The sequence below is a fragment of the Janthinobacterium sp. FW305-128 genome, assembly GCF_020858135.1.
Taxonomy (GTDB): domain Bacteria; phylum Pseudomonadota; class Gammaproteobacteria; order Burkholderiales; family Burkholderiaceae_D; genus Janthinobacterium.
The window spans coordinates 710,409-724,150 of sequence record NZ_JACYMK010000001.1 but is presented as its reverse complement, the minus strand read 5'-3'; the positions used below and the strand labels follow the sequence as shown (position 1 = coordinate 724,150).

At 63.4% G+C, this 13,742-nt stretch carries 11 protein-coding genes and 1 tRNA gene; 5 read left to right on the top strand and 7 right to left on the bottom strand.

The features are described from left to right. Positions 1 to 47: 47 nt before the first annotated feature. The gene (locus IGS60_RS03325; protein ID WP_230502366.1) at positions 48 to 458 is read left to right on the top strand and encodes a cupin domain-containing protein; all 411 of its coding nucleotides are present in this window, start codon (positions 48 to 50) and stop codon (positions 456 to 458) included. A gap of 74 nt (positions 459 to 532) precedes the next feature. Here the strand turns inward: IGS60_RS03325 and IGS60_RS03320 are convergent. The 3 genes from IGS60_RS03320 to pepN all read right to left on the bottom strand — a co-directional run bounded on the left by IGS60_RS03320 (position 533) and on the right by pepN (position 4,517). After that, positions 533 to 608, bottom strand: a tRNA-Thr gene (locus IGS60_RS03320). Between the two features lie 117 nt (positions 609 to 725). Then, the gene (locus IGS60_RS03315; protein WP_034747152.1) at positions 726 to 1,727 is read right to left on the bottom strand and encodes a class 1 fructose-bisphosphatase; all 1,002 of its coding nucleotides are present in this window, start codon (positions 1,725 to 1,727) and stop codon (positions 726 to 728) included. 135 nt (positions 1,728 to 1,862) lie between these two features. Next, positions 1,863 to 4,517, bottom strand: coding sequence for an aminopeptidase N (gene pepN, locus IGS60_RS03310; protein ID WP_230502364.1), 2,655 nt, complete (start codon positions 4,515 to 4,517; stop codon positions 1,863 to 1,865). A gap of 198 nt (positions 4,518 to 4,715) precedes the next feature. On the opposite strand from pepN, the gene IGS60_RS03305 reads away from it, so the two are divergent. After that, the gene (locus IGS60_RS03305) at positions 4,716 to 5,345 is read left to right on the top strand and encodes a DUF4136 domain-containing protein (protein WP_230502363.1); all 630 of its coding nucleotides are present in this window, start codon (positions 4,716 to 4,718) and stop codon (positions 5,343 to 5,345) included. Positions 5,346 to 5,526: 181 nt separating this feature from the next. Here IGS60_RS03305 and IGS60_RS03300 read toward each other — a convergent pair whose 3' ends face one another. The 4 genes from IGS60_RS03300 to IGS60_RS03285 all read right to left on the bottom strand — a co-directional run bounded on the left by IGS60_RS03300 (position 5,527) and on the right by IGS60_RS03285 (position 10,568). Next, a complete protein-coding gene (locus IGS60_RS03300) occupies positions 5,527 to 6,456 on the bottom strand; it encodes a quinone oxidoreductase (protein ID WP_070224409.1) in 930 nt (309 codons plus the stop codon). A gap of 93 nt (positions 6,457 to 6,549) precedes the next feature. After that, positions 6,550 to 6,939, bottom strand: a complete 390-nt coding sequence (locus tag IGS60_RS03295; RefSeq protein ID WP_034786684.1) for a methylglyoxal synthase — start codon at positions 6,937 to 6,939, stop codon at positions 6,550 to 6,552. A 29-nt stretch (positions 6,940 to 6,968) separates the two neighbouring features. Further along, on the bottom strand, positions 6,969 to 7,889 hold the full coding sequence (locus tag IGS60_RS03290) for a DMT family transporter (protein ID WP_230502360.1): 921 nt from the start codon (positions 7,887 to 7,889) through the stop codon (positions 6,969 to 6,971). Between the two features lie 195 nt (positions 7,890 to 8,084). After that, a complete protein-coding gene (locus tag IGS60_RS03285) occupies positions 8,085 to 10,568 on the bottom strand; it encodes an alkaline phosphatase (RefSeq protein ID WP_230502358.1) in 2,484 nt (827 codons plus the stop codon). 143 nt (positions 10,569 to 10,711) lie between these two features. Here IGS60_RS03285 and IGS60_RS03280 point away from each other — a divergent pair, with 143 nt between their 5' ends. From IGS60_RS03280 to IGS60_RS03270, 3 genes are all read left to right on the top strand, one after another. Continuing rightward, positions 10,712 to 11,437, top strand: coding sequence for a YebC/PmpR family DNA-binding transcriptional regulator (locus tag IGS60_RS03280; RefSeq protein WP_230502356.1), 726 nt, complete (start codon positions 10,712 to 10,714; stop codon positions 11,435 to 11,437). Between the two features lie 69 nt (positions 11,438 to 11,506). Then, the gene (gene purD, locus IGS60_RS03275) at positions 11,507 to 12,775 is read left to right on the top strand and encodes a phosphoribosylamine--glycine ligase (RefSeq protein WP_230502354.1); all 1,269 of its coding nucleotides are present in this window, start codon (positions 11,507 to 11,509) and stop codon (positions 12,773 to 12,775) included. Between the two features lie 113 nt (positions 12,776 to 12,888). Continuing rightward, positions 12,889 to 13,704, top strand: coding sequence for a hypothetical protein (locus IGS60_RS03270; protein WP_230502351.1), 816 nt, complete (start codon positions 12,889 to 12,891; stop codon positions 13,702 to 13,704). The last annotated feature ends 38 nt before the right edge of the window (positions 13,705 to 13,742 follow it).

The following is a 13,742-nucleotide window of genomic DNA, read 5'->3' as shown; positions in this document are numbered from 1 at the left end:
AGGCGCCTGCGTATTCTGGCTGTATCGCCATTTGAACGGAGCACCGCATGACTATCACCACCACCACGCGCGGCCAGGGCCGGTCCATCGACCTGGCAGGCAAGGTCTCCCTGTTAGAGGGGCACTGGCAGCCGCGCGTCATCGCCGAAATGAATGACTACCAATTCAAGGTCGTCAAGGTACTCGGCCAATTCCAGTGGCACCGGCACGCCGATACGGATGAAACCTTCATCGTGCTGGACGGCGAATTGCGCATCGCCCTGCGCGGCCCTGGCTACGCGGAAGGACACGCCATCGTGCTCACTGCCGGCCAGATGGCTGTGGTGCCCAAGGGGGTCGAACATAGACCGTGCGCCCTCGCCGAAACCCGGCTGCTGCTGATCGAACCGCGCGGCGTGGTCAACACGGGCGACGGCGACGCGGGCGAGCGCACTGTGGAGAACGATCAGTGGATTTGAAGCAGGAAAGATAACAGTGACAAAAACAAAAAACCCGCTGACTTTTGCAAGTCAGCGGGCTTTCTGATGAAACCTGGTGCCGTTGGCCGGAATCGAACTGGCGACCTTCACATTACGAATGTGCTGCTCTACCAACTGAGCTACAACGGCGAAGACCCACATTCTACAAACAATGCACAAAATTTGCTAGTGTCAACGCGAACTTTTTTGCATTTTTTTAGCAGCCCGGCTGCGGGCCGCTGAAAATCGTGGAAAAGTGCGGCTTTTTTACTCGGCGTGATACGCGGTGACGCGGGCCACTTCGTCCTTCGAGCCGAGGAAGACGGGCACGCGCTGGTGCAGCTTGTGCGGGGCGATGTCCATGATGCGCTGCTGGCCGTCGGTGGCCGCGCCGCCGGCTTGCTCGACGATGAAGGCCATCGGGTTCGCTTCGTACATCAGGCGCAGCTTGCCCGGCATCGAGGTGTCGCGCAGGTCGGCCGGGTACATGAAGATGCCGCCGCGGTTCAGGATGCGGTGCACGTCGGCCACCATCGAGGCGATCCAGCGCATGTTGAAGTTGGTGCCGCGCGGGCCCGTGTCGCCGGCCAGCAGTTCGTCGACATAACGCTTCACGGGCGGATGCCAGTGGCGCGCGTTCGACATGTTGATGGCGAATTCCTTCGTCGTCGGCGGAATCTGCATATTGCTTTGCGTGAGGACCCACGAACCCATCTCGCGGTCCAGGGTGAAGCAGTTCACGCCATTGCCGAAGGTCAGCACCAGCATGGTTTGCGGGCCGTACACGGCGTAGCCGGCCGCCACTTGCTTGCTGCCCGCCTGCATGAAATCCTGCTCCGTCGGCTGGCCCATGCCGTCCGGCGCCTTCAGCACGGAAAAGATGGTGCCGATCGAGACGTTGACGTCGATGTTCGACGAGCCATCCAATGGATCGAACAGCAGCATGTATTCGCCCTTCGGATAGCGGTTCGGGATAGGGTGGATCGATTCCATTTCTTCCGACGCCATGGCCGCCAGGTGGCCGCCCCATTCGTTCGCTTCGAGCAAAATCTCGTTGGAGATGATGTCGAGTTTTTTCTGCACCTCGCCCTGCACGTTTTCCGTGTCGGCCGTGCCCAGCACTTCACCGAGGGCGCCCTTGCCGACGGCGTGGCTGATGGTCTTGCAGGCGCGCGCGACGACTTCGATCAGCAGGCGCAGTTCGGCCGGAATGCTGTTGTTCGAGCGCTGCTCTTCAACCAGGTATTGCGTAAGACTGATGCGTTTCATGAAACCCCTTAGTTAGTGTTTTAAATACGTCTCGTGCGGTGATTGTCGGCTTACGCGCCGTTGGCGCTAAGCCGACCTACGAAATCATGACGCCGTGTAGGTCGGATCAGCCCGCAGGGCGTCATCCGACAGCCGTCAATTGGCCAATGCCTTGCTGACCACTTCCATCACGTCGTTCGACAAACTGGCCTGGCCGGCGACTTGCTCCAGCGCCGTGCGCATGTGGTTTTGCAGCGCCGGCACGTAACGGCGCCAGCGGTCCATGGAGCGCGCCAGGCGCGCGGCCACTTGCGGGTTCAGGGCGTCGAGCGCGATGACCTGCTCGGCCCAGAAGACGTAGCCGCTGCCGTCGGACGCATGGAATTGCGATGGATTGCCGTTGGTGAAATTGAAGATCAGGCTGCGCGCGCGGTTCGGATTCTTCAAGGTGAAGGCCGGATGCGTCATCAGCTGGCGCACGGCTTGCACGTCGGTCGTCGGCGCGGCCGCCTGCATGGCGAACCACTTGTCGACCACCAGCGCCTCGTTCTCGAAGTCGGCATAGAAGCTGGTCAAGGCCGCCTGCGCATGCGGCTGCGAGCCGGAATGAATCAGCGCCGCCAGCGCCGCGGCGCGGTCCGTCATGTTGCCGGCATTGTCGAACTGCAGCCGCGCCAGGTCCAGCTCCGCCGCTTCGGGCGCGATCAGCAGATACGACAGGGCCAGGTTTTTCAGCGCGCGCTTGCCGGCCGACAGGGCGTCGGGGCTGTAGTCGCCCGGCGTCTGGTTGGCGTGGTATTGCGCCAGCAATTCAGGTTTCAGGGCTGCCGCGATGGTGCGGCGCATGAACTGGCGCGCCGCATGGATCGCCTGCGGGTCGACTTGCGCCATGCGCTCGGCGATGATGGTTTCCGACGGCAGGATCAGGGCCAGCTCGCGGAAGGCAGGATCGAGGGTGTCGTCGGCCAGCAAGGCGCGCTGCGCTGCGATGAAGGTGTCGTCCAGCGCCAGGGTCTCGCCGGCGGCGACGGCGGCGGTCAGTTTCAGCAGGCGCTCCATGGCCAGGCGCTGGCCCGCTTCCCAGCGGTTCACGGGATCGCTGTCGTGGCGGAACAGGTGCAGCAGCTCCGCATCGGTATAGCCGTATTCGAGCACCACGGGCGCGGAAAAATCGCGCAGCAGCGATGGCACGGGTTCTTCCATCACATGCGTGAAGCGGAAGGTCTGCGACGCCTGCGTCAATTCCAGCACGACGCTGGCCGCGCCGTTCGACGCCACGCCATCCACGTGCAGCGGCAGGTCGCTGCCATCGGCAGCCAGCAAGCCGACGGTGACGGGAATGTGGAAAGGCAGTTTTTTCGGCTGGCCCGGCGTGGCGGGGCAGCTTTGCGCCAGGGTCAGCTCGAACGTCCGGCTGGCGGCGTCGTAGCGCGTGGAAGCGGTGACGACGGGCGTGCCGGCCTGGCTGTACCAGCGTTCGAACTGGCTGAAGTCGCGGCCATTCGCGTCCGCCATGGCGGCGCGGAAGTCGTCGCACTGCACGGCCTGGCCATCGTGGCGTTCGAAATACAGGTCCATACCCTTGCGGAAACCGTCGCGGCCGACCAGGGTCTGGTACATGCGCACCACTTCGGCGCCCTTCTCGTAGATGGTGACCGTATAAAAGTTATTGATCTCGACGAAAGAGTCGGGACGCACGGGATGGGCCATCGGGCCCGCGTCTTCGGGGAACTGCGCCTGGCGCAGCGTACGCACCTGGTCGATGCGCGTGACGGCGCGGCCCGTGTCCGTGCCGATCATGTCAGCCGAGAATTCCTGGTCGCGGAATACCGTCAAGCCTTCCTTCAGCGACAGCTGGAACCAGTCGCGGCACGTCACCCTGTTGCCGGTCCAGTTATGGAAGTACTCGTGGCCCACCACCGCTTCGATGCCCGCGTAATCGACGTCGGTCGCCACGCGCGGATTGGCCAGCACGTACTTGGTATTGAAGATGTTCAGGCCCTTGTTTTCCATGGCGCCCATGTTGAAGTCGCCCACGGCGACGATCATGAAACGATCGAGGTCCAGCTCCAGGCCGAAGCGTTCCTCGTCCCAGCGGATCGAGTTTTTCAGCGACTGCATGGCATAGTCGGTTTTATCGAGGTTGCCCTCTTCCACCCACACCTGCAGCAGCACTTCGCGGCCGGACTGGAGCGTGTAGCGCTCTTCCTGGCACACCAGGCGCGCGGCGACCAGCGCGAACAGGTAGGACGGCTTCTTGAACGGGTCTTCCCACTTGGCGTAATGGCGGCCATCGCCCAGGTCGCCCTCTTCGATCAGGTTGCCGTTCGACAACAGCACCGGATAGTGTTCCTTGTCGGCGCGCAGCATGACCGTGTACTTGGCCATCACGTCCGGGCGGTCCGGGAAGAAGGTGATGCGGCGGAAGCCTTCCGCTTCGCACTGCGTGAAGAAATTATGGTTCGACACGTACAGGCCGGACAGAGAGGTATTGTCCTGCGGCGCCAGCACGGTCTCGATATCGAGCAGCACCTCGTCCGGGGCCTTGGGGATGGTCAGCATGCCGGCCGTCAGCTTGTATTGCGACGGTTTCAGCTGCTTGCCGTTCAGGCGCACCATCACCAGCTCGATGTGTTCGCCGTGCAATTCGATGCTGCGGCTGGTGCTGGCAGGGTTGTGGCGCATGCGGATCCGGCTCGCCACCACTGTGCGGGCGGGATCAAGATCGAAACCAAGTTCGACGCTGTCGACCAGGAAGCTGGGCGGCGTGTAATCTTTGCGGTAAATCGTCTGAGGGCTGTCTGTGCGCATAGGGATTTGGGTGGGAGCGGAGGCAAAAGCCTATTTTACCAACACCAGCCCCCGATGGTCGCGATTCAGCTCAGGAATGTTGGATTCCCTTACACGCCGACATACCAGGTAACATTCTGTAATAATGAATAGAAACAAATAGAACTATTCTTATAATACTAAGCGATGAATTGCGTCTACTAATCAGGAGGTCATGCAATGAAACGATATCTCACCATCATGATGGCCGCATTGACCGTGTTGCTGACCGGATGCGCCACCACCATACGCAGCGATGTGACCGTCTTCCATGAGTGGCCTGCGCAATTGCAGGACAAATCGTATGCGTTTGAAACGCCAGATGCCGAAAATGACACGCTGGAATACCGCAGCTACCAGAACCTGGTGCGCGCGGAACTGGCCAAGCACGGTTTCGGCGAAGCTTCCGGCCCTGCGGCAGCCAATTTGCGCGTGGCAATGCATTTTTCCACCGTCGACTATCCTGAGCGCGTGCTGCAAGCCACCGACCCATTCTGGTATGGTCCTGGCTACTGGCCTGGCCGCTACGGCTACCGCTACGGCGCATGGCCAGGCTATGGCCGCTTCGGCTACAACCCCTACTGGTATGGCCCGATGGATGTCGAGGAAAGCGTGCGCCACAAATACGAACGCGAATTGCGCATCACGATCAATGACCGCAACGGCAAGAAACTGTACGACGTGACCGTGCAATCGACCAGCAACAAGCGCGCCACCTCGCAAGTGATGCCAGCCATGGTAGCGAGCGCCTTTGCCGACTTCCCCGGCCAGAGCGGCGTGCCCCGCAAGGTCGAAGTGAAAATAGAATAATTTCGTGGCAAGACAAAAAAACCGGCTGGTGCAGCGATGCGCCAGCCGGTTTTTTCATGCCTGTTTTATGCCTATGAGTAATACGCCTCGGCGGCAAAGGTGAGCGCGCCGATCAGCGCCACGGCCAATAACAGCACGATCAGCAGGCGGCCGAATTTCGGCGTGCCGTCACTGCCGCCGCTCATGGCACGATGATGGTCGAACCGGTCGTCTTGCGCCCTTCCAGGTCCGTGTGCGCCTGGGCGATATTGGCCAGGCTGTAGCGCTGGTTGATCTCGATCTGCACTTCGCCGCTGCTGACGACGCCGAACAGCGAAGTGGCCATCTCTTCCAGGTTGGCGCGGTTCGAGGCATAGCTGAACAGGGCCGGACGCGTGATGAAGAGCGAGCCGCGCGAGGCCAGTTCGCTCAGCGTAAATGCCGGCACGGGACCGGAAGCGTTGCCGAAGCTGACCATCATGCCCAGCGGCGCGAGGCAGTCGAGCGAGCCCGTAAACGTATCCTTGCCGATGGAATCGTAGACCACGGAGACGCCCTTGCCGCCCGTGATCTCGCGCACGCGCTCGACGAAGTTTTCCGTGTTGTAGTTGATGACATGGGCCGCGCCGTGCGCCTTGGCCAGCGCCGCCTTTTCATCGGAACCGGCCGTGCCGATCAGGTTCACGCCCAGCACCTTGGCCCATTGGCAGGCGATCAGGCCCACGCCGCCCGCGGCCGCGTGGAACAGGACGGTATCGCCCGCCTTCAGCGCCACCGTGCGGTGGAACAGGTATTGCACCGTCAAGCCTTGCAACATCATGGCGGCGGCCGTATCGAAACCGATGCGCTCGGGCAGCACCAGCAGCAGGGCCGCCGGCAGGTTGCGCTGCTGCGCATAGGCGCCATTGATGCGCGCCGCATAGGCCACCCGGTCGCCGACCTTCACTTCCGTGACGCCCTCGCCCACCGCCTCGACGATGCCCGCGCCTTCCACGCCCAAGCCATTCGGCAGCGGCTGCGGGTACAAGCCCGTGCGGAAATACACATCGATGAAATTGAGGCCGATGGCCTCGTGTTTCACGCGCGCCTCGCCGGGACCGGGCGGCGGCAGTTCCACGTCCACGTATTCCATCACTTCCGGGCCGCCCACGCGCTGTACGCGGATGGCTTTGGTGGTAATCGTTGCGCTCACAATATGCTCCTTGAAGAAGAATCGGGAAAAACGTCAGGCGGCCGCGCTGGCCCGCGCCTGCAGTTGCGACAGCACCAGGTGCGCCGACGACAGATTCGTTGCGCACGCCACGTTGTGCACGTCGCAGGCGCGCACCAGGGCGTTGATGTCCGGCTCGTGCGGCTGCGGCGTCATCGGGTCGCGCAGGAAAATCACGCAATCGATCAAGCCTTCCACCAGCAGCGAGCCGATCTGCAAGTCACCGCCGAACGGGCCCGAATGCTTGCGCTCGACGGCCAGGCCCAGCTCGTTGATCAGGCGGCCGCCCGTGGTGCCCGTGGCCGACAGTTCGCAGCCCTTGAGGAAATCCAGGTATTCGCCCGCCAGGGTAATCATGTCATCTTTTTTCTTGTCGTGGGCAATCAGGGCGATGCGTGTTTTCATGGTGCGGACCATTTCAGTGAGTGAAGGAATTATTTCTTTTTCGACAGCAAGTAAATACCGGCCAATACCAGGCTGGTGCCAGCCAGTTGCCAGTTGGTGATCGGTTCGTCGAGGATCATGGCACCGAGGAACAAGGTCGACACGGGGCCGATCATGCCCGCCTGCGAGGCGACGGGCGCGCCGATGCGCTCGACGGCGATCATCGTCATGAAGACGGGCATCACCGTGCAAAAGATGCCATTGAGCAAAGACAAGCCATACACGGGCATGGGCTGGATCAGCAATTCGACGGGGCGCAGGATGAAAAACTGGGTGATGCAGGCAAAGCTGGCCACGCACATCGCGTAGCTGACCAGGCGCATCGAGCCGATGCGTTTCACCAGCTCGCCCGAGCCCAGCAGATACACGGCATACGAACAGGCCGAGCCCAGTACGAGGGTGGAACCGAGCGCCACATTGCTGGCGCCGCCCTGCAAATCGTGCACGAACACCAGCACGATGCCGCAATACGAAGTGAGCAAGGCCAGCCATTGCAGGCGGCTGATGCGCTGCTTGAAGTACACGGTGGTAATCAGCAGTACGAAGGTGGGCGTGAGAAACAGGATCAGGCGCTCGAGCCCCACGGAAATGTATTGCAGGCCCAGGAAGTCCAGATAGCTGGACAGGTAATAGCCGACCAGGCCCAGCCCGACGAGGCGCCAGCGGTCGCTGACCGACAGTGGCGGCTCCGTGCGCATCTTCCACCAGGCGATGACGGCGAACACGGGCAGCGAGAAGATCATCCTGAAGGCGATCAGGGTGACGGCGTCGATCTGGTAGCGGTACAACAGCTTGGCGACGATGGCCTTGGTGGAAAACAGCACCGCCCCGCCCACGGCGATGGCCAGGCCACCGAGATAGACGGAACGGGGAATAGATGGAGGGGTTGCTTGTGGGGAACTGGAGCTCATGCCCAGATTGTAATGGCAAAAGCCAAAGGCGGCGTGGGTGGGGCGTAGGTCGGGCGTAGGTCGGGTTAGCCCAAAGGGCGTAACCCGACACCACCGCAATGTAACCCGACACCACCGCAACGTAACCCGCCCCCCATCCCCGCCAACCATGTTGTCGGATTACGCGCGGCATGGCCGCGCTAATCCGACCTACCCTTACGCCACCACCACCGCCGCCGCGCCCGCCGTGACCGTGGCCGTCGTCACGCGCGCAATCACGTTCGACGGCGCCGCCGTGCCCATCAGTTTATTCACCTGCTTGAACTGCGCCACCAGCTTGCCTGGCGTCAAGGTGACCACCGTGTAGCCCTGCGCATCCGTATTCAGGTGCTTGATCCACGGATTGTTGCCAAGGCCGGACAATTGCTGCGCCAGGCCCAGCAGGGTCACACTGAAGTCAGTGCTCGCTTTCAAGCCAGCCTGCACGGCTGATACGGTCGCGTCCAGCTGGGCTTCCGGCACGCCCTTGGCGGCCAGGGCGCCGCGCAGTTGCACGCGCAACTGCTCCAGCAGGCTGTCGACGGTGGGTGCGGTCTTGCCCATGGTGTAGTCGAGCAGGTTGACGTCGAGGTTGACCGTGCCCAGGCCCGTGACGGGAATGGCCAACGGATAACTGACGAGAGTGCCGATGTCGCCCAAGGCGCCAGCGGCCGACTTCAGGTAGCTGAAGAAGGAATCCGAGCTGACGCCCGCCGAGACCAGGTCCACCATGACGGGCGTGCCGCCGCCGGCCGCGTCGAAGTCGTCGCTGACCGTGCCGGCAAAAAACGAGTGGATATCGCCGGTAATGGCGACCACATTGCCGATGGCGTTGTTTTTCAGGTGCGCCATCAAATTCTTGCGCTCGCTGTTGTAGCCATCCCACTGGTCGCAATTGAGCAGAAAGCGCGTGAAGAACGGCGCCAGCGCCGCTTGCTGGCCCGACGCGGCGACAAAGCTGGACGCCGCGCCCTTGGCCTGCACGTCGGGCTTGATCCAGCCGAAGGCGATCACTTGCGCGGCGGCGGCCGGCGAGCCGCTGTTGTAGGCGGCTACCGTGATGCCGGCCTGGGCCGCGCTCAAGCCGGCTCCGACGGCAGCGGCGCCCTGCGCGCCGGCATTGGCTGCCGCGCCGGCAATGGCCATGGCCGCCGCCTGCGCCACGGACTGCGATGCACCGGCCGTCGAGGCGGCCACGATGGCGCAGGCCAGCGGCACGCTGCCGCCCACCAGCGGCAAGGTGCTGGCGATGGCCTGGCCCACGTTCGACATCGCGCTCAGGGCCAGCAAAGTGGCAATCGCATCCGTGCCATTCAAGCCCATGCGCAGCAGGGACACTTCATTGCCCCACAGCTTCCAGGTCGAGGTGGCCGCCTTCATCTTGCTTTTCCACCAGTCGCGCTGCGTGCTGCCCAGCATGGCAACAAAGGCCAGCGAGTCGGCACCGGCTTTGGTGGCGGCCGCCATTTTCTGCCCTTCCACGCTGTCGAACAGCGCTTGCGGCACCAGGTAGCGGCTGCCGATGCTGCCCAGCGGCTTGCCCGTGGCCGGGTTGATCGTCGACTCGGCGATCGCATGGTCGGCGCGGTACAGGCGCTCGTCCGTCATCACCAGCTGCATCAGTTTGCCGAACTGGAAATCGCGGTAGATCTGGATGTTCTGGAACGTTGTCGCGGCGGCATCGAACGTGACGTCGGCCGGCATGTATTCGAACCATGCCTGGTTGGCGCTGCGGCGGCGGGCCGGCTGGTGCAGATCGCTGCCATCAAGCGCCACGATGCCTTCGTAGGTGGAGGCATCCTGCCAGGCGTCGTCCGTGAATTCATGGTCGTCCCAGATGGCGATGAAGGCAAAGCGCTCGTGCACGGCTTGCAGGCGCGTATCGGTGCGGTATTTCTTGTACAGGTAGCGGTAATCGGCCACCGTGGTCGCGTATTTCGCGCCGGAGGTGCCGCTTTTATACGTGCCGTCGGGCAATTTCAGCTGGTCGTGGCGGCTTTCCACGGCACCGCTCTGGAAGGCCTCGCCCACCGTTTCATAGATGTAATCGCCCAGGTGGACGATGAAATCGAGCGATTCGTTGGCGGCGATGTGCGACAGCGCGCCCCAATGGTTGATGCTCCAGTCCTGGCACGTCAGGTAGGCGAACTGCAGCTGCGACACGTCGCTGGTCGCGGCGGGCGCCGTCTTGAAGCGGCCCACGTTGGAGCGCACGTCGCCGGCGATGAACTGGTAAAAATACACCTGGCCCGGCTGCAGGCCCGTCACCTTGTGGCGCAGCGTATTGTCGAAATCGGCTTTCAGGGGCAGCTTGGCGTCGACGATGGGCGTGCCGGCCAGGGCCGTATTGCCGCCCAGGGCGGCCGTATTGTCGCTGGCGCTGACGATCAGGCGCACGGCCACGTCCGACTTGCCGGCCACGGCGGGCGCGACGGCGTCGAAACTGGCGGGCACGACGCGCGTCCACAGCATGGCGCTATCCGGACGCGGGTCGCCCGAGGCCACGCTTTGCGGGAATTTCCAGTGGCTGCCCGAGGCCAGCGGCACGCCAGGATCGCTGTGATCGGTGCTGCCGCAGGCGGCAAGGCCGACGGTGGCCACGGAAACCGTAATAAAGCCGCCCAATTTCAGAAATTGCCGCCTATCCATTTGACTTGCCATGATGTCGCGCCCTCGATATGGTGAAAGCGCGTCACTTTAGCAACAGATTGTGTCATCCTGATGACGGAGCCATGCCGCTTCGCAGGGGGCCGATATGCTAAAATGTCGGCCACAATTGAACACCCGTCTAAGGAAGATTCGACATGGCAGGACATAGCAAATGGGCCAATATCAAGCATAAAAAGGCTGCCACCGATGCCAAGCGCGGCAAAATCTGGACGCGCCTGATCAAGGAAATCACGGTCGCGGCCCGCATGGGCGGCGCCGACGCCATCACCAATCCGCGCCTGCGCCTGGCCGTCGACAAGGCGGCTGACGCCAATATGCCGAAAGACAACGTCCAGCGCGCGATCAACCGCGGCAGCGGCGGCGTCGATGGCGCCAACTATGAAGAAGTGCGCTACGAAGGCTACGGCGTGGGCGGCGCGGCCGTCATCGTCGAATGCATGACCGACAACAAGGTCCGCACGGTGGCCGAGGTACGCAACGCCTTCAACAAGAACGGCGGCAACATGGGCAATGAAGGCTCCGTTGCCTTCATGTTCCAGCACTGTGGCCAGTTGCTGTTCGCGCCGGGCACCGACGAAGACAAGCTGATGGAAGCGGCCCTGGAAGCGGGTGCCGACGACGTCATCGCCGATGAAGAAGGCGGCTTCGAAGTGCTCACGCCCGTGCACGATTTCGCCGCCGTCAAGGAAGCGCTGGAAGCGGCCGGCTTCAAGGCCGAAGTGGCCGAAGTCATCATGAAGCCGGCGACGGAAACCGTGTACGCGGGCGACGACGCCGTCAAGATGCAAAAACTGATCGATGCGCTGGAACTGCTGGACGATGTCCAGGAAGTCTTTACGAATGCCTTGATCGAAAACTAAGCAAAAATATGCTGTACACCTCAAGGGCGGCACCGCCGCCCTGCAACCCACACTGAACGAACGGTCCCTATGAAAATTCTGGTAGTCGGCTCTGGCGGCCGCGAACACGCCCTGGCCTGGAAACTGGCCCAGTCCGAACGCATACAGATGGTGTATGTCGCACCGGGCAACGGCGGCACCGCGCGCGATGCGCGCCTGGTCAATCTGGACATCAGCGACCCGCAATTGCTGGCCGACTTCGTTCAGCAGGAACACATCGGCCTGACCGTCGTCGGCCCGGAAGTGCCGCTGGCGGCCGGCATCGTCAACCTGTTCCGCTCGCGCGGCCTGAAAATCTTCGGCCCGACTAAGGAAGCGGCGCAGCTGGAATCGTCGAAGGACTTCGCCAAGGCCTTCATGCAGCGCCACGGCATCCCGACGGCCGCCTACCAGACGTTTTCCGACGTCGCTCCCGCGCATGCCTACGTCGACGCCATGGGCGCGCCTATCGTCATCAAGGCCGACGGCCTGGCCGCCGGCAAGGGCGTCGTCGTCGCCATGAGCCTGGAAGAAGCGCACCAGGCGGTCGACATGATGCTGTCCGATAACCAGTTCGGCGACGCCGGCGCGCGCATCGTCATCGAGGAATTCCTCGCCGGCGAAGAAGCGAGCTTCATCGTCATGTGCGACGGCAAGAACATCCTGCCGCTGGCCACCAGCCAGGACCACAAGCGCCTGAAGGATCACGACCAGGGCCCGAACACGGGCGGCATGGGCGCGTATTCGCCGGCGCCCATCGTCACGCCGGCCATGCATGCGCGCGTCATGCGCGAAATCATTGTGCCGACCATCCAGGGCATGGCCAAGGACGGCATCACGTTCACGGGCTTCCTGTACGCGGGCCTGATGATCGACGACAAGGGCACGCCGAAGACGCTGGAATTCAACTGCCGCATGGGCGACCCGGAAACGCAACCGATCATGGCGCGCCTGAAGACCGACCTGGTCACCGTCATGGAACACGCCGTCAACGGCACGCTGGACGCCGTGGAACTGGAATGGGACCGCCGCACGGCCGTTGGCGTCGTGATGGCCGCCGCCGGCTACCCTGACGATCCCGTCAAGGGCACGCCGATCGGCGACATCCCGGCCGAAACGCCGGACGCCGTCACCTTCCATGCGGGCACCCGCATCGACGGCGAACGCCTGGTCACCAACGGCGGGCGCGTGCTGTGCGTGGTGGGCCTGGGCGACAGCATCAAGATGGCGCAGAAGCAGGCATATGAAACCGTGGAAAAAATCCATTTCGACGGCGCGCAGTACCGCCGCGACATCGGCTGGCGCGGCCTGAAGCACTAAGCACCCAGCACGCCGCTTTGCGGCAAACGGCGGGGCCGGCGCGGAAGTCATCCGCCCCGGCCCCGTTCATATTGGCGCGCCGGGAAAACCGGCGTTGCGCTAAGATGCAGCCCATGTCCAGCCCCAGCCAACTCCCCCCCGCCCTCGCCCAGGTGCGCCAGCTCGGCCTGATCACGGACGATGAACTCGACGACGCCATCGCCGAACTGGACATTATCGAACTGCAACGCAGCCATAACGAAGAAGAGGATATCGACGTGCCGGAGCTGGCCGCTGACGCGGGGCTGGTCGACACCCTGGCATGGCTGCTGCTCACGGACCTGCTGCCGCAGCACGGCTTCCTGCAGCGGGTGCGCGACCTGCCGCGCCAGCATGGCGGCGCGGCCCTGCTCGAGCGCCAGCAACTGGCCGCCGACGCGCTGCGGCAAGTCAACCGCCAGGCCATCGACACCCTGTACGACGAGGACCTGATCGACCAGTGGCAGCGCGACGCCGCGCACGCCAGCTTGCCTGCGGACCGCCTGCTCGCCTCGCCGGTTGCCGCCCTGTGCGACATGCTCCGGCAAGGCACCTTGTCCGCGCCCCAATTTGAAGCGCTGCGCCAGCGCGCCCGCCAGCGCGGCTCGGAACTGGCCGTCATCATCGTCGACGCCGCCGCGCGCCAGACCCGCCGCGAGCTGCCCGCCCATGCGCGCCCTGGAACGTGGGTGAAGGCCGCGCTGATACTGCTGGTACTGGCCTTTGCGGCCAGCGCCATGATCAGCAAGCAAGTGCCCAGTCCCGCCGCCGCCACCGCTGAGCAGGGCGCCGAACGGCATGATCTGCAGCAGCGCGCCGCGCAGGCCGTGGAAAGTGCGCGCCTGCCCGGCGCCGGACCGGACCTGTCCGTCACCGTGGAGCAGGACGGCGCCGCGCCGCCGGCACGCTGAACCACAGCGCACTTCCCGCGCCGGCGATGATGATGGCA

Coding starts and splice junctions, on each gene's coding strand:
- IGS60_RS03325 (WP_230502366.1), top strand. CDS start 48: ATGACTATCACCACCACCACGCGCGGCCAGGGCCGGTCCATCGACCTG.
- IGS60_RS03315 (WP_034747152.1), bottom strand. CDS start 1,727: ATGAAACGCATCAGTCTTACGCAATACCTGGTTGAAGAGCAGCGCTCG.
- pepN (WP_230502364.1), bottom strand. CDS start 4,517: ATGCGCACAGACAGCCCTCAGACGATTTACCGCAAAGATTACACGCCG.
- IGS60_RS03305 (WP_230502363.1), top strand. CDS start 4,716: ATGAAACGATATCTCACCATCATGATGGCCGCATTGACCGTGTTGCTG.
- IGS60_RS03300 (WP_070224409.1), bottom strand. CDS start 6,456: ATGGAATACGTGGACGTGGAACTGCCGCCGCCCGGTCCCGGCGAGGCG.
- IGS60_RS03295 (WP_034786684.1), bottom strand. CDS start 6,939: ATGAAAACACGCATCGCCCTGATTGCCCACGACAAGAAAAAAGATGAC.
- IGS60_RS03290 (WP_230502360.1), bottom strand. CDS start 7,889: ATGAGCTCCAGTTCCCCACAAGCAACCCCTCCATCTATTCCCCGTTCC.
- IGS60_RS03285 (WP_230502358.1), bottom strand. CDS start 10,568: ATGGCAAGTCAAATGGATAGGCGGCAATTTCTGAAATTGGGCGGCTTT.
- IGS60_RS03280 (WP_230502356.1), top strand. CDS start 10,712: ATGGCAGGACATAGCAAATGGGCCAATATCAAGCATAAAAAGGCTGCC.
- purD (WP_230502354.1), top strand. CDS start 11,507: ATGAAAATTCTGGTAGTCGGCTCTGGCGGCCGCGAACACGCCCTGGCC.
- IGS60_RS03270 (WP_230502351.1), top strand. CDS start 12,889: ATGTCCAGCCCCAGCCAACTCCCCCCCGCCCTCGCCCAGGTGCGCCAG.